This window comes from Nocardia sp. NPDC049707 (genome assembly GCF_040674855.1).
Classification (GTDB): domain Bacteria; phylum Actinomycetota; class Actinomycetes; order Mycobacteriales; family Mycobacteriaceae; genus Nocardia.
In genome coordinates, this window is the sequence record NZ_JBFANN010000043.1 from 41,799 (window position 1) to 67,259 (window position 25,461).

At 66.9% G+C, this 25,461-nt stretch carries 22 protein-coding genes; 13 read left to right on the forward strand and 9 right to left on the reverse strand.

All coding sequences use genetic code 11. The features are described 5' to 3' along the window. Window position 1 precedes the first annotated feature (1 nt). Window positions 2-1,330: an ADP-ribosylglycohydrolase family protein gene (locus AB0J29_RS29465; protein ID WP_364793334.1), complete on the reverse strand. Its 1,329-nt coding sequence runs from the start codon at window positions 1,328-1,330 to the stop codon at window positions 2-4. 146 nt (window positions 1,331-1,476) lie between these two features. Here AB0J29_RS29465 and AB0J29_RS29470 point away from each other — a divergent pair, with 146 nt between their 5' ends. From AB0J29_RS29470 to AB0J29_RS29490, 5 genes are all read left to right on the forward strand, one after another. Continuing rightward, window positions 1,477-1,956 carry a universal stress protein gene (locus AB0J29_RS29470; protein ID WP_364793366.1) on the forward strand — a complete coding sequence of 160 codons (480 nt, stop codon included), beginning with the start codon at window positions 1,477-1,479 and terminating at the stop codon, window positions 1,954-1,956. Between the two features lie 57 nt (window positions 1,957-2,013). Next, window positions 2,014-3,105: an isochorismate synthase gene (locus AB0J29_RS29475; protein ID WP_364793336.1), complete on the forward strand. Its 1,092-nt coding sequence runs from the start codon at window positions 2,014-2,016 to the stop codon at window positions 3,103-3,105. Between the two features lie 115 nt (window positions 3,106-3,220). Further along, complete coding sequence (locus AB0J29_RS29480) at window positions 3,221-3,388, forward strand: DUF2613 domain-containing protein (protein WP_364506637.1); 168 nt, start codon at window positions 3,221-3,223, stop codon at window positions 3,386-3,388. A gap of 133 nt (window positions 3,389-3,521) precedes the next feature. Next, on the forward strand, window positions 3,522-7,787 hold the full coding sequence (locus AB0J29_RS29485; protein ID WP_364793368.1) for a DUF3367 domain-containing protein: 4,266 nt from the start codon (window positions 3,522-3,524) through the stop codon (window positions 7,785-7,787). A gap of 72 nt (window positions 7,788-7,859) precedes the next feature. Next, window positions 7,860-8,321: a DinB family protein gene (locus AB0J29_RS29490; protein ID WP_364793369.1), complete on the forward strand. Its 462-nt coding sequence runs from the start codon at window positions 7,860-7,862 to the stop codon at window positions 8,319-8,321. A gap of 224 nt (window positions 8,322-8,545) precedes the next feature. Here the strand turns inward: AB0J29_RS29490 and AB0J29_RS29495 are convergent, their stop codons facing one another. Further along, window positions 8,546-9,751: an acyltransferase gene (locus AB0J29_RS29495; protein WP_364793338.1), complete on the reverse strand. Its 1,206-nt coding sequence runs from the start codon at window positions 9,749-9,751 to the stop codon at window positions 8,546-8,548. A 237-nt stretch (window positions 9,752-9,988) separates the two neighbouring features. Here AB0J29_RS29495 and AB0J29_RS29500 point away from each other — a divergent pair, with 237 nt between their 5' ends. Then, window positions 9,989-11,104 (forward strand): DUF3068 domain-containing protein, encoded by a 1,116-nt coding sequence (locus AB0J29_RS29500; RefSeq protein ID WP_364793340.1) that lies wholly within the window; start codon window positions 9,989-9,991, stop codon window positions 11,102-11,104. Between the two features lie 90 nt (window positions 11,105-11,194). On the opposite strand, the gene AB0J29_RS29505 is transcribed toward AB0J29_RS29500, so the two are convergent. Beyond that, on the reverse strand, window positions 11,195-11,560 hold the full coding sequence (locus AB0J29_RS29505; RefSeq protein ID WP_364793342.1) for a VOC family protein: 366 nt from the start codon (window positions 11,558-11,560) through the stop codon (window positions 11,195-11,197). 87 nt (window positions 11,561-11,647) lie between these two features. Next, window positions 11,648-12,871, reverse strand: a complete 1,224-nt coding sequence (locus AB0J29_RS29510; RefSeq protein ID WP_364793370.1) for a polysaccharide biosynthesis protein — start codon at window positions 12,869-12,871, stop codon at window positions 11,648-11,650. A gap of 174 nt (window positions 12,872-13,045) precedes the next feature. Between AB0J29_RS29510 and AB0J29_RS29515 the strand changes: the two genes are divergently transcribed. The 3 genes from AB0J29_RS29515 (at window position 13,046) to AB0J29_RS29525 (ending at window position 16,493) form a co-directional block, all read left to right on the forward strand. Then, complete coding sequence (locus tag AB0J29_RS29515; RefSeq protein WP_364793344.1) at window positions 13,046-13,813, forward strand: alpha/beta hydrolase; 768 nt, start codon at window positions 13,046-13,048, stop codon at window positions 13,811-13,813. Window positions 13,814-13,870: 57 nt separating this feature from the next. Beyond that, window positions 13,871-14,338, forward strand: a complete 468-nt coding sequence (locus tag AB0J29_RS29520; protein WP_364793346.1) for a MarR family transcriptional regulator — start codon at window positions 13,871-13,873, stop codon at window positions 14,336-14,338. 157 nt (window positions 14,339-14,495) lie between these two features. Continuing rightward, window positions 14,496-16,493, forward strand: a complete 1,998-nt coding sequence (locus AB0J29_RS29525) for a hypothetical protein (RefSeq protein ID WP_364793371.1) — start codon at window positions 14,496-14,498, stop codon at window positions 16,491-16,493. A gap of 250 nt (window positions 16,494-16,743) precedes the next feature. Here the strand turns inward: AB0J29_RS29525 and AB0J29_RS29530 are convergent, their stop codons facing one another. After that, complete coding sequence (locus AB0J29_RS29530) at window positions 16,744-17,910, reverse strand: glycosyltransferase family 4 protein (RefSeq protein WP_364793348.1); 1,167 nt, start codon at window positions 17,908-17,910, stop codon at window positions 16,744-16,746. A gap of 256 nt (window positions 17,911-18,166) precedes the next feature. Here AB0J29_RS29530 and AB0J29_RS29535 point away from each other — a divergent pair, with 256 nt between their 5' ends. Beyond that, window positions 18,167-18,916 (forward strand): class I SAM-dependent methyltransferase, encoded by a 750-nt coding sequence (locus AB0J29_RS29535; RefSeq protein ID WP_364793373.1) that lies wholly within the window; start codon window positions 18,167-18,169, stop codon window positions 18,914-18,916. Window positions 18,917-18,921: 5 nt separating this feature from the next. On the opposite strand, the gene AB0J29_RS29540 is transcribed toward AB0J29_RS29535, so the two are convergent. Then, on the reverse strand, window positions 18,922-19,218 hold the full coding sequence (locus AB0J29_RS29540; protein WP_364793350.1) for a hypothetical protein: 297 nt from the start codon (window positions 19,216-19,218) through the stop codon (window positions 18,922-18,924). 208 nt (window positions 19,219-19,426) lie between these two features. On the opposite strand from AB0J29_RS29540, the gene AB0J29_RS29545 reads away from it, so the two are divergent. Beyond that, the gene (locus tag AB0J29_RS29545) at window positions 19,427-20,869 is read left to right on the forward strand and encodes an aldehyde dehydrogenase (RefSeq protein WP_364793352.1); all 1,443 of its coding nucleotides are present in this window, start codon (window positions 19,427-19,429) and stop codon (window positions 20,867-20,869) included. A gap of 67 nt (window positions 20,870-20,936) precedes the next feature. On the opposite strand, the gene AB0J29_RS29550 is transcribed toward AB0J29_RS29545, so the two are convergent. The 3 genes from AB0J29_RS29550 to AB0J29_RS29560 form a co-directional block, all read right to left on the reverse strand. Further along, the gene (locus AB0J29_RS29550) at window positions 20,937-21,140 is read right to left on the reverse strand and encodes a hypothetical protein (protein ID WP_364793354.1); all 204 of its coding nucleotides are present in this window, start codon (window positions 21,138-21,140) and stop codon (window positions 20,937-20,939) included. A 297-nt stretch (window positions 21,141-21,437) separates the two neighbouring features. Further along, complete coding sequence (locus AB0J29_RS29555; protein ID WP_364793356.1) at window positions 21,438-22,388, reverse strand: helix-turn-helix domain-containing protein; 951 nt, start codon at window positions 22,386-22,388, stop codon at window positions 21,438-21,440. A 138-nt stretch (window positions 22,389-22,526) separates the two neighbouring features. Continuing rightward, window positions 22,527-22,925, reverse strand: coding sequence for a helix-turn-helix domain-containing protein (locus AB0J29_RS29560; RefSeq protein WP_364793358.1), 399 nt, complete (start codon window positions 22,923-22,925; stop codon window positions 22,527-22,529). Between the two features lie 64 nt (window positions 22,926-22,989). Between AB0J29_RS29560 and AB0J29_RS29565 the strand changes: the two genes are divergently transcribed. Next, window positions 22,990-23,829 carry an NAD(P)H-binding protein gene (locus AB0J29_RS29565; RefSeq protein WP_364793360.1) on the forward strand — a complete coding sequence of 280 codons (840 nt, stop codon included), beginning with the start codon at window positions 22,990-22,992 and terminating at the stop codon, window positions 23,827-23,829. Window positions 23,830-24,029: 200 nt separating this feature from the next. After that, window positions 24,030-24,782, forward strand: coding sequence for a phosphohydrolase (locus AB0J29_RS29570; RefSeq protein ID WP_364793362.1), 753 nt, complete (start codon window positions 24,030-24,032; stop codon window positions 24,780-24,782). The last annotated feature ends 679 nt before the right edge of the window (window positions 24,783-25,461 follow it).

Consider the following 25,461-nt stretch of genomic DNA (forward strand, 5'->3'; position numbering starts at 1 on the left):
CTCAGGTCCGGCTAGCGGCCAGTCGCTGCGTCCGGCGGGCCAGATCGGAGATTCGGCTGCCGTCCTGGCCGAAGACCGCACTGTGCAGTCTGTCGTGGAACGGGTCGGTCCAGTGGGTCGGGATTCCGCTATCGCCGACCCGGATTCCGGCGACCGAACCAGCGGTCGCGCCATTGGAGTCGGTATCGCAACCGCCCTGTACGGTGAGCGCGATGGAACGAGTGAAATCGCCTGCGCCCCAGAGTAAACCGGCGGTGACGAGGCAGGCGTTCGGAATGGCGTGCACCCAGTTGTAGTGGTCGTGGCGGCGATGGATCGCCGCGAGGGCACGCTCCCACGGCATGCCGCTGTTATGGTCGGCGATCACTTCGGCGACCGCGGCATACAACCTCGAATGTTCCGGAATGCATTGTTGGGCAACCGAAAGCGCATCCGAGATGCCGTCGGCGGTGAAGGCCGCGGCAATCAGCGCGGCAGCCCACATCGCCGCATATATGCCGTTGCCGATATGTGAGAGTCCGGCATCGCGGGCGGCGAGTTCGGCGGCGCGTACCGGATTACCCGGGTTGACGTAACCGTAGATATCCGCGCGGATCATCGCGCCAATCCACTCGCGATACGGATTTCGATACCTGGCGACCTCCGGCGGTTTCCGACCGGCGATCAGATTGCGGTAAGCGACCCGCTCCGCCGTGTAAGTCCGCAGAAATGGCAGATGCCGCAACCAGGCGGCCGCGACATCGGATTGCGTGAAATTCGTTCCGCACGTTTCCAATAGATGCAGTCCTAGTACGGTGTAATCGACATCGTCATCGCGCGGTACACCGTCGATGCGGCCCTTCGCCGACACCGGCCAGGACGGATTCAATGGATATTCCGGTGACGGCGGCAATAATGCGGGCACATAGTCGGTCAGCGGATAGGCGTTGGCCCGCTCGAGATACGCACGGATTCGCGCGGGCGCCCAGACGAATCCGTTTTCCAGGGGCTTACCGAGCGTGCAGCCGACGCAGCGGCCGAGCCAACCACCATGGATACGCTCGAACAGCTCGGGTAGCGGCGCGACCGGCCGCATTACCGACGGCGGTGCCACGGTTTCGGATTCGTCATAACCCCAGTCGGGATCGCGTTCGACGCTTTCGAGTCGATCGAAAACCGCCCAGCATTCGGCCGGTTCGCCAGGTTCGGCGGCAACCAACGCGCGCACCTGCGACTCGAACTCGGCTACCGGATAGCCCGATTCGAGCCGCTGTCGCCATTCATAGAACAGCAGGGTCCGCGGGTCGATCTCGCGCCCGCCGAATAACATCGGTTCGTTCACATCGGGCATATCCGCTCCCGGTCCGTGTCGCCATGTCGGTTTTCCGCTGTTCAATCCTTCCCACGGCAAATTATCCGCGCGCGGCAATACCTCGGGTCGGGGTTGTCCGGAGTAATCTCATGGCATACTCAAATGACTCCCGACTGGAGGTCATCGTGCCGTGCGATCTCATGCTCATCGCCTATGACGGTTCTGAAAATGCCAAGCGGGCCATCGAATACGCCGGCCGGTTCCTCGCGGCGAACAGGGCGGTGGTGCTCACCGCCTGGGAACCGATGGTGCGCCAGGCCGCTCGGCTGTCCGGACTATCCGGGGTGATGCAGCCGGAATGGGTGCCCGACGAAGAGATCGAGGACGTCGCCTATGTCGACGCCCGCAATATCAATATCGAGGGCGTCCGCCTGGCCAAACTCGTCGGTCTGAATGCCGAGGCGCGCACCGCGGAATGCACGACGACGATCTGGAATGCCATCGTCGAAACCGCCAACGATCTGGACGTCGACATCATCGTGGCAGGTACGCGCGGCGCCACCGGTATTCGAGCGCTGATACACAGCAGCGTCGCCGACGCCGTACTCAAACATTGCCACCGTCCGGTGCTCATGGTGCCGCCGGGTAGGGAACCGCGCCGCTGAGATGTGGATCGCTCGGGTGGCTCTGCTCCGGGCTTGCGGGGCTAGGGTCGAGGGATCATGAACGGTTTCTTGCTCGCCCAGCCCGGTGGGGTAGTCCGTGCGTCGGGGACCCGGGTCACCTTCGACGAGGCGGCGCGGGCGGTCGCGGCGCTGCGGGACGGGACCGCCGAGTTGATCGTCGGTGCCCTGCCGTTCGATCCCCGGAATTCGGCCGCGCTGAGCGTGCCCGAGCAGGCAGAACGCACGGTCGGACCGTGGCGGCCGGCGGCGCTGCCGGATTTGCCCGCCGTTCGGGTGATTACCGAATCACCGAGTCCGGCAGAGCATGTCGCGCGGGTGACGAAGTTGGTCGAGCAGCTGAACGATCCGGCGCAGCCGTTGCGCAAGGTCGTGGCCGCTCGATCGGTGCTGGCCGAAGCCGATAGCGCGCTGGAGCCGGAGCTGGTCGCGGGACATCTGCTGACCAGACATCCGCATGCGAATGTTTTCGCGGTCGACCTGACTGCCGCGGGTCGGCCGGGTGCGACGCTGGTCGGCGCCACCCCGGAGGTACTGGTCGCGCGGCACGGCGCGATCGTCACGCTGCATCCGCTCGCGGGGACGCTGCCGCGGCTTGCCGATCCGGACGCCGATGCCGCGCAGGCGCGAGAACTGTTGGCCAGCGCCAAGAATCGCGATGAGCATGCATTCGTCATCGACTGGATCCGGGAGGTGCTCACGCCGGTGTGCGCGGACCTCACCGTTCCGGACAGCCCGCAGCTGATCAATACCCATGAGGTCTGGCATCTGGCCACCCCGATCACCGGCCGCCTGCGCGATCCAGCGACTACCGCGCTCGACCTGGCGATTCGGCTGCACCCCACCCCGGCCGTCTGTGGCACGCCGACCGACCTCGCGCTCGACACGATCGCGCGTATCGAAGAGGAACGCGGCTTCTACGGCGGCGCTGTCGGCTGGTGCGATGCGGACGGCGATGGCGAATGGGTGGTCGCGATTCGCAGTGCGGAAATCGCCGCCGACGGGCGCTCGATCCGCGCCTTCGCGGGCGGGGGTATCGTGGCCGCTTCGGATCCGCAGGCCGAGTTGGACGAGACCACCGCCAAGCTGCGCACCCTGCTCGGCAGTTTGCAGTGCGCCATCCCGAGCTGACCGACCTACGCCCCGAAATTCTGTTCCGCAATCGGTGGCCTGAACGTAGGTGATCGCGCGCGGCCCTGCTAGGTTGGCCCAGAATGTGCCTGCATCGATGTATTGGAGTGCCGCGATGAAGTTTGCTGTCCCTGGTGTTGCGAGTGCGGTCGCCGGCTCCGTGTTGGGCGCGATCGCGGTGTTCGTCATCACGATGGCAGTGCAGCAGAATACGCGGCCGAATATCGAGCGCGGCGACTCCTCCTCCTCGCTACTCAACAACGTTGAGTACGGCAGCCGCTGATCCGCCGCAGGGCGAGCGACCGCCGCGGAGGCGGTAGCCCAGCGTGACCACGGAGCGGCCCGGGAGAACCGCCCGTCCACCGCAGCCCGCTTCACCCACCTCCTCCGACGCGGCACGGCATGACCGCGCCCGGCTGGGCCGCGGCTGGTTCTTCGGGACCGTGATCGCGGCATTCCTGCTCACCTTCCTCCAGGCGCCCGGTCTGACGGTCGCCGACACCAAATACGACCTGGCGCAGAATCCGCTGGGTTTCCTCGAACGCGCCGCCCATCTGTGGAGCAGTCAGGCCCCGATGGGGCAGGTGCAGAACCAGGCCTACGGGTATTTCTTTCCGCACGGCACGTTCTTCACGGTCGGACATCTGCTCGGTCTGCCCGCGTGGGCCACGCAGCGGATCTGGTGGGCGTTGCTGCTGCTCGCGGGGTTCTGGGGCATCGTCCGGCTCTGCGAAACGCTCGGCATCGGCTCGCGCGGGTCCAGGATCGTCGCGGCGGTCACCTTCGCGCTGGCACCGCGGGTGCTGACCACCCTCGGTTCGATCTCGTCGGAGACGCTGCCGATGATGCTCGCGCCGTGGGTGCTGCTCGCGCCCGCCGCGCTGGGCACCGTCTATCGCCATCGACGCGGCGGCGCGGCCTCGCCCGCCGGTAGTGCGCTGGCAGTGGCGCTGATGGGTGCGGTCAATGCGGTGGCGACGGTCGCCGCATTTCTGCCCGCGCTGCTGTGGTGGGCGTCATATCGGCCGAATCGCAGCTGGTGGCGATTCACCCGGGCCTGGATTCCGCTGCTGGTGCTGGCCACCTTCTGGTGGGCGGTGCCATTGCTGCTGCTCGGCACGGTGAGTCCGCCGTTCCTGGACTACATCGAATCCTCGGGGGTGACCACCCAGTGGGCGTCGCTGGGTGAAGTACTACGCGGCACCAGCAGTTGGACGCCGTTCGTCTCGCCGGAGCGGATCGCGGGTGCGGTGCTGGTGACCCAACCCGCCGCGGTGCTGGCCACCGGACTGCTCGCGGCGGCCGGTATGGCCGGTTTGGCGATGCGGTCCATGCCGTATCGCGGGCGACTCGCGCTGATCCTGCTGGTCGGGCTGGTCGGGATCTGTGCAGGATTCGTCGGTGAACTGAGCGGACCGTTCGCGGATTCGGTGCGGATGTTCCTGGATGCCGGGGGTGCGCCACTGCGCAATGTGCACAAGCTGGAACCGCTGATCCGAATTCCGCTGGTACTCGGCCTCGCTCATCTGTTGTGCAGAGTGCCGCTGCCCGCGTCCGTCCCGATGCCGGTATGGCGCAGGGCCTTCGCACATCCCGAACGCGATAAGTCGGTCGCCGTCGCGGCCTTGATCCTCACCGCGCTGGCGCTGTCCACCTCGCTGGCCTGGACCGGGAAACTCGCACCGCGCGGCGCCTACGACGAGGTGCCCGAATACTGGAAGCAGACGGCGCAGTGGTTGTCCGACAATGCCTCCGACACCCGAGCGCTCGTGGTGCCCGGCGCCCCCTTCGGCAGTCAGGTATGGGGGCTCACCCGCGACGAGCCGCTGCAGGCGCTGGCGAGTACGCCGTGGGCGATTCGCGATGCCGTGCCGCTGAATCCGCCGGGCACCATCCGGGCCATGGATTCGGTGCAGCGGTTGATCGCCGACGGTAGACCGTCGACCGGCCTCGCCGCGACGCTGGCCGAACAGGGCATCGGAATTCTGGTGTTGCGCAACGATCTCGATCCGGAGACCTCGCGTTCGACCCGGCCGATACTGGCGCATCAGGCGATCAACGGGTCGCCGGGATTGCACAAGGTGGCCGAATTCGGCAACCCGATCGGGACGGCCGTCAGATCCGATGATCTGGTCGTCGATGGTGATCTGCGGCCCGCGTATCCGGCGGTCGAGATCTACCGGGTCGAGGCGAGCTCCGCCGGGACCCCTATCGAAATTCACAGCGGCACCGGTGCGCCGACATCATTCCCCGGTGCCTATACGGTGCCCATGGCCTCGGTCGGGACAGTTCAGGGCGGGCCCGAGGTGCTCGAACGGCTGCGCCGCGATGCCAGAACCACGCCGATACTGCTCGCCTCCGATGCGGCAGCGGCCGGACTGCCGATCGGGCCGTTGACCGTGACGGATACGCCGATGGACCGGGAGGCCGACTTCGGTCGGGTGGACAATCACAATTCGGCGCTGCGTGCTCCCGACGATGCGCGCCGCACGCACAATCTGGTGCCCGACTATCCGGCGCCCGGCGCGGAACTGGTGCGCGGGGAATGGTCGGGGGCGACGGTCACCGCATCGAGTTCGGCAGCCGATGCCACGCAGTTGGGCGGATCCGCGCCCGGCAGTTCGACCGCCGCGGTCGTGGACGGCGATCGGTCGACCGCGTGGATCAGCAATGGCGCCGAACACGCACTGGGACAATGGCTTCGGCTCGATCTCGACCATCCGATCGGCTCCGGGCTGCTGCAGTTGACCACCAGCGCGGCCGCGATCGGCGATCCGGTGAAATGGGTCGAGGTGCGAACGGTGAACGGAAGTGTGTCCGCACGGATTCCCGAACCTGGTACGCCGGTATCGATTTCGTTGCCGCCGGGCAAGACGGACTGGCTCACCATTACCGCCATTCGCACCGAGGGCGGTACGCGCGGTGGACAATTCGGCATCAGCGAGCTGATCCTGGACGACTACACCGACCGCAGCACGCCGGTGCGGGTCGATATCCGGCATCGGGCAGTACTGCCGCCCACGCCGGCGGGCGCGCAGGTGCGGGCCTGGGATCTCGGTCAGGAATTCCCCGGGCGTAGTGCGTGTTTCGATGCGCCGGACCGAGTCCGATGCAGTAAGGGAATCGCCCTGGCACCGGAGGAACCCGGCACATTCGAACGCACGCTGTCGGTGCCGGAACCGGTAAGTGTGACACCGCAGTTGACCGTGCGGACGCGGCAGGGTCCGGCGCTCGAGGCGCTGCTCACCGACCATAGGCGTCCCGTCGCCCGAGGTAAGGCAGACGTCGGTGACCTCCGCGGCTCTGCCTTCGCGGCGACCGACGGGGATCCGCGGACGAGTTGGACCGCGCCGGAGGATTCGGTACGAAATCTGGCGGGCGGCAAACCGACACTGACACTGGAATTGCCCGAACCGGCGCTGGTGACGGGTCTCGACGTGACACCGTCGCTCGGCGAGCTGCCCGCCGCGCCCCTGTCGCTGGCGGTGAATCTCGGCAACGGCCCACAGGTCCGCGAGCTCGAATCGGGCGAATCGACCCGAATCTCCTTGCAGCCCACCGTGACCGATCGCATCGAACTGAGCATCCACACCTGGAAGCCGGTACTCGACCGCACCGCCCTCGGCTTCGCCCAGACGCAACCGCCCGGCCTCGCCGAAGTGTCGGTGCTCGGCCCCGATTACCCCGCGCCCGCCGCACCGGACCGGCTGATCACCGTCCCGTGTTCGCAGGGGCCGAAGATTGCGCTCGGTGGCCGTTTCGTGCATACGTCTGTCACCGCGACCGCCGATGAATTGCGCACTGGTGCACCGGTTCCCGCTCGCGTATGTGCCGATTCGGAACTTCCGCCGGAGTCGACCGACACCGGGTATGCGGGCCACACCGGTTCGGCCGACGCCATAGGCCCAGCCCCCGGTAATGGCCCGAGTGCAGCTCGCACCCCGGCCGATACCGGCTTCGAATCGACCGACGCGATCGCGGTGGCCGCAGGGCGAGCGGATGTGACGGTCGCACCAACGGATCTGTTCTTCGTCGACCGACTTCGCCTGAACCGTACCGATTTCGATTCCGCCGCCGCGCCGCAAGCCACGACGAGATCGGGGCAGCTCCTCGTCCTGCCACTCAGTACCAATGCGGGTTGGCGGGCGCACACCGCCGACGGTAAAGAACTCCAGCCGGTCGTGGTCAACGGCTGGCAGCAAGGCTGGCTACTCCCGGACAACTACACCGCCGGATCGAATCCCATCACCGTCTCCTTCCCCATCGACCGCTGGTATCGCCTCAGCATCTTCGGCGGTCTGCTACTGCTCATCCCGCTGGTCCTGCTCGCCATCCCGCGCCGCCGGATCCCGACAACCGGGTCGCCGCCGACCACCTGGGACAATCGCATGCTCGGTGCGCTCGGCATCGCTGCCGTCGCAACGGTCATCGCCGGGCCGGTCGGCACAGCCCTTACCGTGGTCGCTCTCGCCGCGAGCCGATTCGCCGCACCCATGACATCGAAAGTCCTTGCGGCCGTTGCCGGTCTCGGTACCGCCATCGCCGCCGCTGCCCTCTCCACCGGACCGTGGCGCGCGGCGACCGGATATATGGGTGGCTCGCTCTGGGTCCAACTGCCCGCACTACTCGCCGTGATTGCCGTCGGCATCGCGGCGCTACCCGCCCGACGCGGACATCGTTGAGTCATTCCGCCGATTGCTAGCCTCGAACAGGTGACGGACTGCGCGGAGTGCGGATTCGAGTACGACCCGGCCCTGGTTCCCGAGGTTTCGGCGCTGACCAGAGTGCATGCGGCGGAGTACGCGGCACTGCTCACCGGCGGTGTCGACCGAGTACTTCGGCAGCGCACCGCGCCGGAGGTGTGGTCGCCGTTGGAGTATGCCTGCCATGTGCGGGATGTCCTACTCGCACAACGGGAACGGGTGTTGCTCGCGCGCCGGGTCGATGCACCGGCGCTGGAGCCGATGGGTCGCGACGAACGCGTCGAACACGACGGGTACAACGAGCAGCGGCCCTCGGATGTCGCCCGACAACTCGACGATGCGGCCCTGCTCTTCGCCAACGTCCTCGATCGGTTGGCACGCCCGGACTGGGACCGCACCGTCAGCTATAACTTCCCGCAGCACCAGGAACGTCCCCTGCATTGGCTCGCCCTGCACACACTGCATGAGCTCCGGCACCATCTGCTCGACATCCGCCGCCAGCTCGACAGCTGACTACTGCCGCGACCCGCCCGATATCGCGCGGGAGCCGCTGATCTCGCTGTCCGCATCGAGCGCGCGGCGACCTCGCACATCGGGCTTGATCGCCACTGTGACCAGCACCTACCCCTTCGATCTCGCCCGGCTGTTCGGAACGCTCGACCAGACGCCAAGTCCTGCGGCCACCCGCGCACAGTCACCAGGCGTGCGCAATTCACTTGCCGCAGGCCCGAATCCGGTCAGCCAACCGTCTCGTCGCGCGCTTCCATCACGATCACAGCCGAGCGCGCGGCCTTGGCGCGATCCCGATCACGCGCGAACCGGCGCGCCGGTTCCTCGATCAGGGCATAGCTGGCCGCCGCGATCGGAAGGGTGATCGCGGTGGTCAGGATGAGTACCTTGCCGAAATTGCCACCGAACGGCAGGATTCCGAAAATCGGGAACACCACCGAAAGCACCGCGAGATGCCAGAGGAAGATGCCGTAGGACCAGCGGCCGATCATCGCGGCGACCCCGGATTCCAACCAGCGATGCGGACGGGCACCGGGCGGGCGCAGCACCAGCGGAGCGAGCAGCGCGAAACCGATGATCGCGCCGAAACCCATCTTCGCCGCGTACTGCCATGGCTCGGCCCGGGTCAGCCCGGCGGGGCCGGCCAGATCGGTCGCGGAGAACAGGAAGGCGAGCAGCGCAATGCTCCACATCACCGGCTGATTGGCGAGCACCCGAAGGCGGGGTGATAGCCGATCCCTATCGACGACTAGTTCGGCGAGCAACATGCCGCCCACGAACCACGGCAGATATCCGGGCAACCAATTGTCGGCGTGAATGGCGTCCGGCGTCGGCACCGGAACGAAGCTCCAGCCGAGGCTCACCACCGCGAGCGCGAGGATCGCAGGGATACGCCAGCGCGCGGCATCGCCACGCAGCCGCACCGCGGCGAATGCCAGCAGCGGCAGCGCGATATAGAAGGCCACCTCGACGGACAGACTCCACATCTGGGTGAGCCCGTCGGTCAACGTGAGCGGCACGAATACCTGCGTCAACGCCAGATTCGACACCCAGACCCGCAGGCCCGCGGTATCGGCCGCGCTCGGCACCAGGATCAGCACCGCGGCGACCACGACCCAATACGCGGGCAGAATGCGCGCCGCCCGATGCCGGAAGTAATGGCCGACCGACGGTGCGGTCCCCAGTCCGCGCGCCACCGCCGCGTGTGGACGCCACAGCAGGAATCCGGACAGCGCGAAGAACACCGCGACCGCCATATCGAACCGTTCCCACACCCGACCCAGCACCGGCGTATTCGCGGCGCCGGTCTGGAATGCGACGTGGGTCAGCAGCACACCGAGTGCGGCCATGCCACGCATACCTTCCAAGGCGGGCACGAAACCCCGTGTGCGCGGGGGTGCGCCGGTGGTCGGCGCGGGCAGGGTGGCGGTCATCGAGTTCCAGTCTGCAAGCCTTTTCGAGCGACCTGCAAGCAATCGCTACGAATATCGCCTACCAGCCGGTAACCCGACGTTTCAGATTTCGCGCTGGACTCGGGCGATTTCTGCGTCGAATCCGGCCTCGGCACCGCATAGTACGACATAAGGCTGTTAGTGTCGGGGCTCACGAGTGCCGCGGCGCGCCCGCAGTGCTCGCCGTACAGACCCATGTTCTACGACGAGGAGAGTTGTATGGCACTGAGTGCCGGAACCAGAAGGACGGTGGCCTGCCTGCTCGTGGGTCTGGGCGCGCTGCTGATCGTCGCCACCGTGATGATCCCGACCTACACCGTCAGCAAACTGGCGAAAACTCCACTCGACCTCGAGATCACCACCATCGCGACGAACCAGCCGGGCGCGGACAGCCTGGTCCTGGACGCCAAGTCGCTCACCGCACCGGAAGGCGCGGCCAAGGTCGATACCAATGTACCGATGATCTCGCAGCGGTTCCTCACCGTCGAGGAGCCCTCCGACGCCACCCAAATGACCGTGCAGGCCGGTCAGACGCTGCGTCGCATCGATAAGCAGGGCGACACCGGCCTACTCACCGCGACGGTGGACCGGGTCACCATCGACCGCACGTCCGGCGATCCGGTGGCCAAGGACCCCAACGGCTCCATCGCCGTCACGGTGACCAAGGACCTGCAGAGCATTGCCGACCCGGTCCAGCACACCGGTCTGCAGTACCGCTTCCCGATCGGCACCGAGAAGAAGACCTACCCGTACTTCGATACCAATACGCGTAAGTCCTACGATGCCAACTTCATGGAAGAGACCGAGATCAACAACATGAAGGTCTACCACTTCCAGATGAGCATCCCGCCGACCAACTTGTGGGACGTGGTCAAGGCGCCGTCCAACCAGCTGAGCCTGCCCGCCGCCAAGTGGGGCCTGGAGGGCGACGAGCCGGTCACCATGAGCCGCTTCTACACCAACATCCGGGACCTGTGGGTCGAGCCACAGACCGGCACCATCATCAAGGGCGGCGAGCAGCTCAACCTGTACTACGCGCGCAGCGGCGACCACCCGGATGTCACCGCACTGAAGTCGCACCTCGTCTTCGACGAGAACACCATCGAATCGCAGATCTCGGTGGCCAAGGAGAACATCGACAAGCTGTCGCTGTACGGCCGGATCATGCCGATCGTGCTCGGTGTGCTCGGTGTCATCGCGGTGGTCGGCGGTGTGTTCCTCGGGATCCGCGGCGGAGCCGCTCCGGCCGGTGCGGGTCGGCGTGGGCCGGGTGGGCCGGATCGTGGTGGGGATGACGCTCCGACCGAGCAGATCAGGATCCAGAAGAATCTCTGACGGTTGTTGGTCCGATACTCGGCTCCCCGGCATTGCGCCGGGGAGCCGAGTTCGTTTTCGGCGCAGGTTGGTTCGGATCACATGCGATGCTCAGGGCACGGACGAACCCAGCGGGTAGGCAACGGGATGCGACGGCTGATACAGCAGCATCACCCCCGCGCCCGGAATCCTCATATCGATGCAGCGCCCGAAACTCCGCTCGGCGATCTCACCCACGAATTGCGCCCCACGCCCGCCCAATTCCGTCATCGTCTGCTCGATGTCATCACAATTCAACGAGATCTCGTGGCGCGACGGCCCGTCAGCGGGATGCACGCCGAGCTCACTCGGCCCCGTCCCGAAAATGAGCCAGCCGCCGTGGGCGTCGACATTCGGCCAGCCGAGAACGTCACGGAAGAAGGCGCGGGCCGCGTCCGGATCCTCCGCGTAGACCAGCGTGTGCACGGCGGTGATCATGCTGGTGATGCTAGGTGAGCCGACCGCGCTGCAACAGATGTCCGCCCGGCCCCGGCGGGTCGCGGGTTGTGCCTCGATAATGCGTGCTCAGCCAGCCGCGCTCGGCGATTCGGCAGTGCTTGGGCGGTCGGGGGTACGCACTACGATCACTGCTACAAGCGTGGTGGTGGCCGCCGCGACCGAGACCGCGATGGTGATCAGCGTCGGTACCGAGCGGGCGAAGCCGATCATGAGGACCACCTCGACCGCCAGACCGAGCCAGGTCACCGCGGCGAGGGCGGTGCGGTCCACCGCGATCGCCGAAAGCAGCGCACCCTGCAGCACCGCGAGTATCGCTCCTTGCAGTGCGAACAACCACAGCAAGCCTTGGATCGGCGCGTAATCCTGTCCCGCGAACAATGGTGCGATCGGGGCCAGCAATGCCGCGCCCATTACTGCCACGATGCCGACCCCGGACAGCACGGCCAGCGCGTCCCGGATCGCCCGCGCCGAATGCGTCGGCTGCGCCATTCGCGGATACAGCACCACACCCACGGCCTGCGGCAGCCAGAAGGCGATCTTCGCCGCGATCGCCCCGAGCGCGTACCGGCTCGCATCCGCCTCATCCAAGACTATTCGCGCGATGATCAGATCCGCCGAGGACAATGCCATCAACGCCGCCTGCACCTGCGCCGCGCGCAGCACCGGCAGCACGCCGACCGAACGCACTCCCTGCGCTGCGGCCCCGCCAACCGACGGCCCTTCGTCGGACAACCGTTCCATCGCCGGGCCGAGGACGGGTCGAATGCGTGCTGGGGGCGAGCCCGCGGCGGCGCGGGCGAACGCGGCGGCAGCGACGATTCCCGCGGCGGCGGCCCACAGTGCCGGAGCCGTGCCACCCCCCGCCGCGAGAACCACCAATGCCGGGACCACACGCGCTACTCCGGCCGCGCCCAGGACTACGGCCAGGGCACGGAAGCGCCGGCTGCCCTGCAGGATTCCCTGTTCACCGGAGACCAGGACCAGAGCGGGGGCCGCGCCGAGCGCGGCCGAGCAGGCGAGTACGTCGACGTTCAGTACCGCCGTCACGACCGGCACCAGCACCGCGGCGACCACCGCGACGATCACCGCGCACTGCCACTGCAACCGGCGCAGCGTCGCGACACTCGCACCGCGCACCAGTTCCCTGGCCACCACGTTCTGCAATGCCAGCGCGGGGACCGCGCACAGTAGCTGCACCGCGAGCAGGCTGGCGAATTCGCTGTACCCGGCGACGCCCAACCACCGGCTGGCCAGCATCTGCAGCAGATATCCCGCCACATTGGCCGTCATCGCCCCAGCCGTGACCAGGGTCAGATCCGCCACGACGGGGAGACGACGGACAGCAGGCACGCGGCAATCGTCCCACCTCACCACCCCGCGGCCCGCACGCGACCGCGCTCCACATTGTGGTGACCTGCGTCACCAATTAGATTACACGACACATATGTCGTGTAATCTAATTGCATGACCGAACCAACTCTCGTCCTTGTCCCCTGCTTCTCCGGCGCCCCGTGGGATATCGAGCAACTCTCACCACTGGCCGCCCACCCCATGCGCACAATGCGACTCCCCGAAGCCGTTGCCGATATGGAGACCTACGCCGATGCCCTGGCCGAAGTGGTCGCGGAGCTGCCGGAGTTCGTGCTGGTCGGCGATTCCTTCGGCGCGAATATCGCGCTGGCGCTGGCCATCCGCCGCCCGCGCGGGTTGAAAGCCCTGGTGCTCTCGGGCGGATTCGCCGCCAATCCGATTTCCTCGCCGGTTCGGAAAACCGCGATGCGCGCCATGGGGCGGATGCGCGGATCTCTCTACCGTCAGGTGGCCCTGCGCGCACACGCCCACAATCTGGCCTCACCGCATGATCACGAAGGGCAGATTCCGTGGAGCGGGGCCGAAAGCCGGAAACTGTTCCTGGACAACACCCCCGCCGAATCCTTCGGCGCCCGAGCGATCGCGGCGCTGCGTGCCGACTACACCGGCCAACTCGGGCAGGTGGCGGTGCCCACGCTCATTCTCACGCCCTCACATGACGTCTTGATCGGCAAAGCCGCGGCAGCTGTGCTGCGGGAGGGCATCCCCGACGCCAGGGAAGTCATCCTGGAACGCACCGGCCACATGTTCCGCTTCTCGCACCCGCACACCTACGGCAACGCCATCGCCGAGTTCCTCCGTGCCGAGGGACTCAGCAGCCAGCCGTCCGTGCCGGACCTCAGCGCGTTACACGACATCTAAAATGGCCGACTATGACGTCCATCCGCTCATTCGACGGCGCTCGGCAGGTGCACACCCGTGCGGCCTGCTGAGGAACTGCGCTATCTCATCCTCGCCATTCAGCGCGAGGGAAACCGAAAACTCTCCTCGGAGTTACGACCGTTCGGACTGACGCCATCCCAGGCCGAGGTCCTGCGCGTCCTGGCCGACCATCAGCCGCTGACGCTGGCCGGACTCGGCGACCTGCTGGTTTGCGAGACCGGTGGCAGTCCTAGCCGACTCGTCGACCGGCTCGTCGCCATGGACCTGATCGATAAGCAGACCGGCACCACCGACCGACGCCAGATCACCCTTGTCCTCACCCCCGCGGGACGCCGCCTCGCCGCGGAGGTGGCGCGGGTGGAGGAGCGCCTATACGGCGCGATCGACACTGCGACCACGGATCAACCCGTCGACGAGACGCTGCGACTGTTGCGCGGCTTCGCCGCCGACTTCCCCGCCGTGCGGGTGGTCGAACGCCGGGCGGCGCTGCAAGCGCGGCACTGAGTCGGCCCGTGCGCTGCCGGTCGCCCAGGTAACCGGGCCCAGCACCGGACGGTGGCGGTGTGCTCGTCGGTACGTAAGGTGCACAGGCGTGAGTGGCAGCGACCCGGCTCGACGCGACCGGTGGACGAGGTTCGTCCCCGCCGGTTACAGCGGAGCGATGGCGGTGTTGATCGCCGGGCCACTGTTGGGGCCGGGCTATCTCCTGCTGCGCGATGCGGTCAGCACACCGCGCTCCTATATGACGGACTCGGCACTGGGTCTCGGCGATGCAGCTCCGCGCGCAGTCCCGCAGGACGCGCTGCTCGCCGCCCTCACACCACTCGTCGACGGCGGGGTGATCGTCAAGGCGATCCTGCTCGTCGCACTGTGGGCGGCCGGATTCGGCGCCGCAGTGCTATCCCGGGAATTGCTCCGGGTGTCGACCGGTCCGCAACTGGTTGCCGTCACCGTGGCCATGTGGAACCCCTATGTCGCCGAACGCCTGCTACAAGGTCACTGGAGTCTGCTGACCGGATATGCGGCCCTGCCGTGGACCGCACTGGCCGCCTACCGAATCCGCGCCCGTCGCGCGAGCACCTCGGATGCCGCATTCCGAAGGACACCGCCGACCGCCGCCGCGACCACGGGCCGCGCCACGAATACCGCGCACAAGATGCGTGCACCCAGCGCGGCCGAGGGAGACCACGGCACGATCATCGGCACGGACTACGGAAAGAAGTCCGCTTTCCATGGCGGTGCGGTGGGTTCGTGGGCGGCTCTGGCCGGATGCTTCGCGGCTGCGGGACTGACGCCGACGGGGGCACTGCTGGCGGGCAGCACCGCTCTGGTTCTGGTCGGACGCCGCAACCTACTCGGCACGCTGGCGTTGCTGCTGGCCAGCTCCGCGCCATGGCTGACCGCGACGGCACTGTCCGGCGCGGGCTCCGAACCCTCCGACCCGGCCGGAATCGCCGCCTTCGCCGCCCGCGCCGAACCCGCCCTCGGCACCCTCGGATCGCTGGCCGGACTCGGCGGAATCTGGAACGCCGACGCCGTCCCCGGCTCTCGCACCACCCCGCTCGCCCTGATCGCCACCGCGCTACTCCTCGCCCTGGTGGCCACCGGCATCCGCACCACCGCCGGGATCAAGACGCGCGCTACCCGTCGCCGAGCCGATGACGTCGAATCCGATACCGTCACCACCCATTCGGCGCACCCCGACATCGCGACCAGCGCAGACCATGCCGCCTGCGCGGGCGATATCGACCGCGCGGCCCTGCGAATTCGGCGCGGGCTGCTGGTGCTGGCGGTGTTCGCTGTCGTGCTACCCGCGGTGGGAGCGACGTCATGGGGTATGAGCGGCATGGAGTGGCTTGTCGCGCGGGTGCCCGGGGCGGGACTGTTGCGGGATACGCAGAAGTATGTGGCGCTTGCCATGCCCGCCTATGCGCTGTGCGCCGCCGCTGGGTGCCGCGCCATCGCGGTGCGCTGCGCGCCCCACACCGGCGCCGCGCACTCGCGGACGACTGGCATGGCCTTGACCGCAACGGCACTCATCGCACTGCTGACGCTGCCGCTGTTCGATGTGGCCCGGGGCGTCGGCGGGGCACTGCGGCCGGTGCATTATCCGATCGGCTGGCAGCGGGTCGCGGAGCGGATCGATGGGCCCGGGGATATTGCGGTCTTGCCCGGCGGGATGTTTCGGAAGTTTCCCGACACCGGCAAGGTGGCGGTATTGGATCCGGCGCCGCGCATGCTGCCGCGCGATGTGTTGCAGACCGGTGAGCTTCCGGTAGACGGGCACACCGTGGCCGGTGAGGGTGTCCGGGCGCAGGAGGTGGAAACCGCACTGCTGCACGGCGCTTCGGCGCAGCGGTTGGGTGAGCTCGGGGTCGGCTGGGTTCTCGTCGAACACAGCACACCCGGACCGCTCGGCGCGTCGAAAACAACTCTCGCCCAGCTGGACTCGGTCTACAACGACTCACAGCTGACGCTGTACCGAGTTCCCGACGCCACGGACCATGTCGCGGAATCGCAGTCCGCACACCGTGTGATCGCTTATGCCGCCCACATCCTGTGGGCCGCCCTGCTGGTCGGCGGTCCGCTGCTGGCGGCCATAGTGCGCCGACACCGCAGCCGTTTCACAGCAAGCTTCAGATCTGCGCCATCGTCGTAGGTGTCGCCGTATCCGGGGCCGTCCCCGGTCCACACGATGTCGGGCCGATCGACCTCGTCATACAGCCCGAACAGAGCCTTCTCCGCGGCGTCGCTTGCTTGTGCGCCAGCGCTGTGTACTGCTGTTGCCACCCGAATGGCAGCGCATGCACTCGAGTCCGGGCGTTACAACATTGCGAGATCGATACCGGGCCACGACAACACCCGCACGCGTCTGGCGAATCAGCGTCGAGTTCGCCACACGACCGCGATCAGGGCCCGGGCGGGATGAGCCCCGAGGTGTGCTCCCCGCGAGCCGCGGCTGCGAGTACCTCGTACACGCCCCTCCCGGTTTGCTCCCATGAGAATTCCCGCGCGCGGGCACGGGCCTTCTCCCCCATGGCAGCGCACGCTCGAGGGTCATCGATGAGCTCACCGACGGACTCGCAGAGCTGGCTCACATCGTTGACGAGCATCCCGGTCACCCCGTCGACAATGGAATCGGTGAGCCCGCGCGAACTGCGGTAACCGATCGTCGGTACCCCGTGTTGCGCCGCCTCGATGACCGCGAGGCCCCAGCCCTCCTTGCGCGATGGCAGCACATGGACCCAAGCGCGCGCGAGCAGTTCGTGCTTACGCCGCTCATCGACGTGGCCGTGGAAGGTGACCGCGTCGGCGATGCCGAGGTCGCGGGCGTCGGCCTGCAGGTTGTCCGCCCACCAACCGTCACCGATCACATCGAGCCGCAGGCCGGGAATCCGACTCCGTAGTCGGGCGACAACCGCCAACGCGTCTTCGATCTGCTTGTGCGGCACCAATCGCGAGAGCACCACGATGCGCGGCTCCGCGGAGCGCGTCTCCGCGCAACCGGTCGGTGCGTCCGCGGGAACGGGTTCGGCGCCATTGCGGACGACCGCGATCCGGGAACCGTCCACCCCCAGCGTGGCCAGTTCCTCGGCCGAGGGCAGCGAAACGGTCAGGTACTGGTTGTGCCGATGCACCCGCGGCGAGAGCCGCGACTCGATCCACCAGCCGATCCGCCCGACGAACCGTCCGGCGACCGGCCACTGCTCCCGATGCCCGTGATGCACCAGCACCACCGACGGCGCCTTGGTCACCGTACCCGCGAAAAACGGGATCCCGTTCTGCGTATCGATCACCGCATCGGGCCGCACCCTCCGCAGCGGCCCGATGCCGAGCCGTCCGAATGCGATCGCGGCCAGTGCCCGCGGATACACGGAGAACCGCCCGCCGGCCCGGCTGATATCGATGCCGTCAATGCGCTCCCGCTTCGGTGCGCCCGGATAGCGCGCAGTGCGCAGCGTGACCTTGACCCCGCGGGCGGCGAGCTCAGCGCCGACCTGTTCCAGGTACCGTTCGCTGCCGCCGCCCTGCGGGTGCCCGGTGTCACGCCAGCACAGCAGGAGGACTTCGCGCACAGTGAAGCTTCTCTCGTCGGCAGGTCAAGGATATCGCCGTACACCCTAACCCGCGACCCCGTCCGACCAGCCCGCACCGCGCCCCATCCAGGCAATCGGACACCGAATGAACCGCAACCAACGCTCGCGTGAATTCCCACCCAGGCAGGGGACTGCGGTGCGTCGCCCGCACTGTGCGAGACTCTGCGCCGTGCCGACAGCTGAAACCCAGCCAGCCGAGGCCGTGGCGGCGTATACCCCACGGCGTGGACGTGCCATCTCCCGGTTCGCGCGGCGGGCGACATTGCGCCGATCACTGCGGCTGCTCGGCAGCTTCCGGTTCGAGCAGACCGATCCCGCAGTGTTCTACGGCGGTCTGGCCGCCGACAGCGCGACGATGATCGGCGATTTCTACACCGACGTCACCGGACGCGGCCTCAATGGCGCGACCATCCTGGATGTCGGCGGCGGCCCCGGCTACTTCGCCGACGAATTCGTCAAGACCGGTGCACGCTACATCCCTGTCGAGCCCGACCCATCGGAGATGCACGCCGCCGGACTTTCGGTGGCCGGCGCGGTCCGTGGGTCCGGTATGGCACTGCCGTTCCGCGACAACGCGGTCGACATCTGCTTCTCCTCGAACGTCGCCGAACATGTGCCGCACCCGTGGGTCATGGCCGACGAAATGGTGCGGGTGACCCGTCCGGGCGGCTTGATCGTGTTGTCGTACACGGTGTGGCACGGCCCGTTCGGCGGCCACGAAACGGGACCGTGGCACTACCTCGGTGGCGAGTACGCCGCGCGCCGCTACCGTCGCAAGACCGGCCGGGAACCGAAGAACCGCTTCGGCACATCGCTGTTCGCGGTCGGTGCCGCCGACGGGTTACGTTGGGCCGCAAGCACTTCCGCGGATGCGCACATCGTATTCCCCCGCTACCACCCACGTTGGGCCTGGTGGGTGGTTCATGTACCGATACTGCGAGAGTTGCTGGTGAGCAATCTGGTGGTAGTGGCGACCAAGCCGTAGCGCTACTACTCCAGCCAACCCCGGCGCCAGTTCCTGCGCCCGCATGCGTCGACCGTCGCCGCCCAGGGCGATTCCTGAATGGCAAGACCCACCGTCTCCAGGGTGGTCAGGCCGACCTGATAGGCCAGCATCCCGACCACGGCGACCGCCTCGGCGGCCTGCATCGCGGCCGTAGCCTGTTCAATGGTCAGCGTCCGGCCCGGTAGGAAGGAAACCACCCACCCACCCGCGCCGACACTTTTAGCTTGATGCTCGGTCTGATCGCTGGTCATCAGCGATCGACCGATCACTTGCACCGCCATGGCTCTGACTCCCCAATTGCGTAATCGGTTCATGAATCGAGCGAGCTGATCAGTACTACAGCATGACCGGTGCGACAACAGAACGCAATAGTGCGTTCTCTGAAAAGCGAACCGGGAGGTCGGAATTCGCGCTGTTCAGCATGCCGACCAGAGGGGAAAACTGAAACACGTTACAGACAATCGGGCCACAAAACTGTAACGTGTTCTCATGCATTACGACAGCCTGTTCATCGGCGGCCGCTGGACCGCGCCCGCCGCCACCGAGCGCCTCCAGGTCATCTCGCCCGCGACGGTCGAGCCGGTGGGCAGCGTCCCGGTGGTCGGTCGCGCCGATGTCGACGCCGCCGTCGCCGCCGCCCGGCACGCCTTCGACAACGGTCCGTGGCCGGCTACGCCGCCCGCCGAGCGCGCCCAGGTATTGACACGCGCCGCCCGCCTGATCGAGGAGCGTTCGGCCGATCTGCTGGCCACGCTCACCGCGGAAATGGGCGCACCGCAGATGATCGCCATGACGCTCAACCAGATTCCGGCGGTGGCCGCGCTCGACGCGTACGCCGGATTGGCCGAGTCCTTCCCCTGGCACGAAACCCGCACCGGCCTGTTCGGCACGACGCGGGTCTCGCGCGAGCCGCGCGGGGTGGTCGCGGCCATCACGGCATGGAATGTCCCGCTGTTCCTCGCGGCCAATAAGCTCGCGCCCGCATTGCTCGCCGGATGCACCGTGGTGCTCAAGCCCGCGCCGCTGACTCCGTTGACCGCCAATAAGATCGGGGAAATCTTCACCGAGGCGGGCCTGCCCGAGGGCGTGCTGTCGATCCTGCCCGCCGAGGCCGATGCCGCGGAGTATCTGGTCTCGCATCCGGGCGTCGACAAGGTCACCTTCACCGGCAGCACCGCGGTCGGCCGCAAGATCGGCGCCATTGCGACCGGACAGCTCAAGAGCGTCTCGCTCGAGCTCGGTGGCAAATCGGCGGCAATTCTGTTGCCGGATATGGATATCGCCAATATTCCGGTGCTTGCCTTCTCCGGTCTGATGAACAGCGGCCAAGGCTGCGTCGCGCAGACCCGCATTCTCGCGCCGCGCAGCCGCTACGACGAGATCCTGGACGCCCTGGTCGAGCATGTGCGCACGCTGAAGACCGGCGATCCCACCGATCCGGCGACCACCTTCGGCCCACTGATCTCCGAACGCCAGCGCGACCGCGTCGAGGGCTATATCGCCAAGGGCAAGGAAGAGGGCGCGCGACTGGTGCTCGGCGGCGGTCGCCCGGCCGGTGTGGACCGCGGGTGGTTCGTCGAGCCGACCATCTTCGCCGATGTCGACAACAAGTCGACGATCGCGCAGGAGGAGATTTTCGGCCCGGTCCTGTCGGTCATCCCGTACGAGACCGAGGACGAGGCGGTGGCCATCGCGAACGATTCCGTATACGGCCTGGCCGGCTCGGTCTGGACCGCCGATATCGAGCACGGTGCGGAAATCGCGTCGCGGGTGCGTACCGGAACCTATGCGATCAATTGGTATGCGTTCGACCCGAGCTCGCCGTTCGGCGGGTACAAGAACTCCGGCCTCGGCCGCGAGAACGGACCGGAGGGTCTGGACGCGTTCTGCGAGCAGAAGTCCCTGCTGATGCCGTTGGGATGGACGGGATAGGGCCAGTTCACCGCCGGAAACCGGGTAAGACCAGGCTGACGCCAGGCGGAGGTACTGGGAACGGGGGTCAAGCCCCGGCATCAACCACCCGGACTACCGGATGACGACCCGGTGCGTCGACGATGCTCGGCGTATCGGGTGGGTCGACGATTTCGACCTGCCAACCCGACGGCAGCGCATCCTGCAAACGTCCGACAGCGCGCTGCAGCGGAGTGCTCGCGGTCGCCGACTCGATACCGGCGACCTGCGGGCCGATTTCCAGATCGGTCATGGTCCAACCACCTCTCACGCGTCGATCTCATCGCTGGCCGCGGGTATGCGGATTCACGGGTCGAAAGGGAAGTAGTTCCGTCGATTCAATTAATAGGTTAATAGTTGGCAATCGAACTGGGCGGTCACGTGACGGAAAACATGCGAAGCATTAACGCCCCTCCCGGGCACGCTTCCCTGTGGTACGAAGCGCAGCCGGGCAAATCAACCGTAGCGCACCGGCGGCTCCAGATCCGCCGATCCGACAAGATCAGCCGATCGTTACCGGGGGGCATGCACCGTTCGCCGACGAGATCCGCTAGCGGCGCAGCGACCGGCGATAACCAGCGGGCGTCGTCCCGGTGGCCGCGCGCAGATGCACCCGCAATGCGGTGACGCTACCGAATCCGGACTGTGCCGCAACAACTTCGACGGGCAGCTCGGTAGTCTCCAGCAACTCTCTGGCACGCACCGTTCGCTGTGCCTCCAACCAACGCCGCGGCGTGGTACCCACCTCCGCCTTGAACCGACGGATGAACGTGCGCTCACTCATCAGCGCATGTCCAGCAAGCGCCGAAACATCCGGCGCCGCCGCCGGATTCGCCACCGCCCAAGCCATGGTAGCGGCCAGGGCGCCGGGAAAGTCATTGCCGCCCAAAGCATCCGGAATGTATTGTGCCTGACCGCCCTCTCGGTGTGGTGGGGTCACATTCCAGCGGGCCAGATCGGCTGCCGCCCCCGCGCCCAGCTCACGACGCGCGATGTGCAGGCACAGGTCCATTCCCGCGGACAATCCCGCCGAGGTGAGCACATCGCCGTCGTCCACATACAGTGCGGCGGGGTCGAGCTTGACCGCCGGAAACAGTTCCGCGAATTCGTCGCAATATGCCCAGTGGGTGGTGGCCGGCCGCCCGTCCAGGAGTCCGGCCCGCGCGAGGATGAATGCGCCGACGCAAATGCTCACCATGGTCGCGCCTCGTGCCGACGCGGCCCGGAGCGCATCGAGCACCGCATCGGCCGGCGGCAGCGTCGGCAACCCGATGCCCGGAACCACCACAATGTCGGCGCTGGTCAGCGCCTCGAGTCCCGCGTCGACCGCGAGTTCGAAACCGTTCGGAGTCCACACCGGGCCGGGCCGCACGCCACAGGTCCGCATCTCGAACCCCACCGGCTCCCCCGTCTTGCCCGGCCCGTGGCGGAATACCTGTACAGCACACGCCAGGTCGTACGCCATGACGCCATCCAACGCCAACGCGACTACCTGCTTCACCCCATCAGTCTGGCACGAATCCAAGCACCACCGTGATTCCCGCCAAACGGCACTCGCGCTGACGCACAGGCTCTGGCCATCACAGTGCGGACCAGTCGATTGCTCTGCGAGGCAAGCTGTCAGGACAGCGCCGAGAGGTTAATCGAGCTGGCTGTCGTGGCGGCTCTGGGCGGCGACCACCTCGATCGTGTGCTCACGGATCCAGCCGAGAAACTGGTGCAGCGACTCGGTGAGTCCCTGGCCGAGTTCGGTGAGTTCGTAGCTGACCCGCGGTGGTGTGGTGGGCTCGACGGTGCGCGCGATCAGCCCGTCGCGCCCGAGTGTGCGCAATGTCTGCGACAGCATTTTCTCGCTGATACCACCGATTTTGGTGTGCAACTCGGAGAACCGCAGTGACCCATCGGTCAGCGCGGTCAGGATCAGCATGCCCCAGCGGCTGGTGATGTGGTCGAGCACCTCGCGTGCCGGACAGTCGCTGTTGAATGCGTCACTCATACCCCGCCAGGTAGTGGGCTGGACCTGCGAACGTACCGTCATTTCCAGAGCTTACCTGAAGGTATGTCCTTACTATGGGTAAGCCCGATAACCTACGCTGCCGACCATGGTCACAGTCGTTTTCGGAGCCAGCGGCAATATCGGTCGCCACGTGGTGGCAGGCCTGAATTCGAAAGGGGAACAAGTCCGTTCGACAAGCAGGAACCCCGCCACCGCAGGCTTCCCGCCGGGCGCGGAGGTCGTCGCGGCCGATCTCGAGCAGCCCGAAACGCTTCCCGCCGCACTCGAAGGCGCGCAGCGCGTATTCCTCTACGCCAAGCCCGAGGGGATCGAAGGTTTCGTGGCGGCGGCCGAGGCCGCCGGGGTACGGCACGTGGTATTCCTATCGTCGGGCGCTGTGGTGCAGAGCAATGCTTCGAGCAATCCAATTGCCTTGATGCACAGCGTCATCGAGGGCGCCATCGAGAAATCCGAACTGGCCTGGACCTTCATCCGCCCCGGCATGTTCGCCACGAACGCAGTGTGGTGGTGGCAACGTCCCATCCGGGACGAGGGTGTCGTCCGGATGCCGTACCCCGACGCCCGGACTGCACCCATCCATGAGAAGGATCTGGCTGCACTCGCGGTGACCGCACTGACCGAGCCCGGTCACCAAGGCCAGGCCCATACCGTATGGGGCCCCGAGTCACTGACCCTGCGCGAACAGGTGCGGCAGATCGGCGCGGCCATCGATCGCGAAATCGCCTTCGAGGTAATTTCCGAGGAACAGGCCCGCACGGAACTGAGCAAGACCATGCCGGAGATCGGCGTCGAGGCCGTCCTGGCCGGATGGAAGGCCGGAGTCACCGAACCACCGCAGGTATCGACGATCGTCGAAGAAATCACCGGCCACCCCGCGCACACCTTCGCCCAATGGGCAATGGACCACGCATCCGATTTCCGCTGAGCTGCCTGCAATCGAGATCAGGTGGAACTGATGGCGGCGGCTTCTCGCGTGCCACCGCAGTTTCCACGTGATCACTCGTCCAGCGGGTTTCCGCGGGATTGGCGGGAATCCGAGGGTTACTGGCATTTGCGCCACTCGTCTGCGTACGGCTGGGGGACTTCACTGGACAGCAAGACGTGGTCCAGGAGAAGGAGAGCGACGTGGGTGCGCCTGTTGGGTTGGATTGGGAATGGGCGAGGCGTACCGGCGGGGCGCTTTCCGGTGGTCAGCGGAGGCAGCTGACCACCAAGCTGGTTGCGGGAGTGCCCCGGCTCGTTGCCGGGCAGGTCGCGTTGGCGCTCGGTAGGCGGGGCAGCGGACGGGTGGATTTCGCGGCACTGCAACTGCCCGATTCGAAACTGGCCAAGGCCGCGGAAGAGCAAGCGCGGGAATGCCTTTCGGTACACGTGCTGGCGCATTCGTATCGGAGTTACTTCTTCGGACGGGCACTCGCTGAATTCGATGGCACCCGATACGGCGACGAGCTGGCCTACGTCTCCTGCCTACTGCACGATGTGCAGCTCGAACATCCAACGCCAGGAAGGTGTTTCGCGGTGACCGGGGCGGAGCGCGCCGTCGAATTCGTCATCGGCGCGGGTGCGACGCCAGAGCAGGCCGAGACGGTCGGTGCCGCGATCGCCGCGCATCTCACCGTCGGGGTGGCCGACAAGGTCGACGATCTCGGCTTCGTTTCCGCCGGTGCGGCCGTTGACGTGTTCGGAGCGCGGATGTCCGATCTCGATCCGAGCTGGGTCGAGGAACTACTGCGCCGTCATCCGCGGCACAACTTCAAACAGCATATGACGGAAGCGTTCACGAACGAGGCGGCCGCAGTGCCGAACGGACGCACCCAATGGCTCATGCGAACCGCGGGCTTCCGCCAGTTGATCAGCCGCGCACCGTTCGCCGAATAAACCCCGCCACAACCGAAACCGCCCGCACCATCCGAAAATTGGCGCGGGCGGCGCCACGAGCTTCGGCGATTACTCAGTCACCACGGAGCAAGAGTCTTACGAGCGATGTTCGCGGCCCGCCTCGCGTCCGCGCGAAGGCGCGGCCATCGACTTCAACCGAGCCGTCGAAGCACACGCGCCCCAGGCGCAAGTCCCGACGCGCGCCAGATGCCGAACGATTCGCCATCACCGACCGCAACGGAGCGAGTCTTACGAGCGACCCGTTCGCGGCCCACCTCGCGTCCGAGTCGTCGAAGCGCACACACACGCGCGAGCGTCAGGTACCGAACGCCCCTCGATCAGCGACCACCACGGAGCGAGTCTTGCGAGCGACGTTCGCGGCCCGCCTCACGACCGAGTGGCCGAAGCGCATGCGGCGCAGACACGAGACTCGACGCGCACGCACCAGATGCCGAACGACCCGCCATCACTGACCACCACGGAGCGAGTCTTACGAGCGACGTTCGCGGCCCGCCTCGCGACCGACTCGTCGAAGCGCACACACCACACGCGCGAGCGTCAAGTGCCGAACGCCCCGCCCTAACCGACCACCGCGGAGCGAGATGCTCCTATGGATGTCAAGTGGTGGGTTCGGTGATGAGTTGGTAGAGCTCGCGGGCGAGGTAGCGTTTGAGGCATC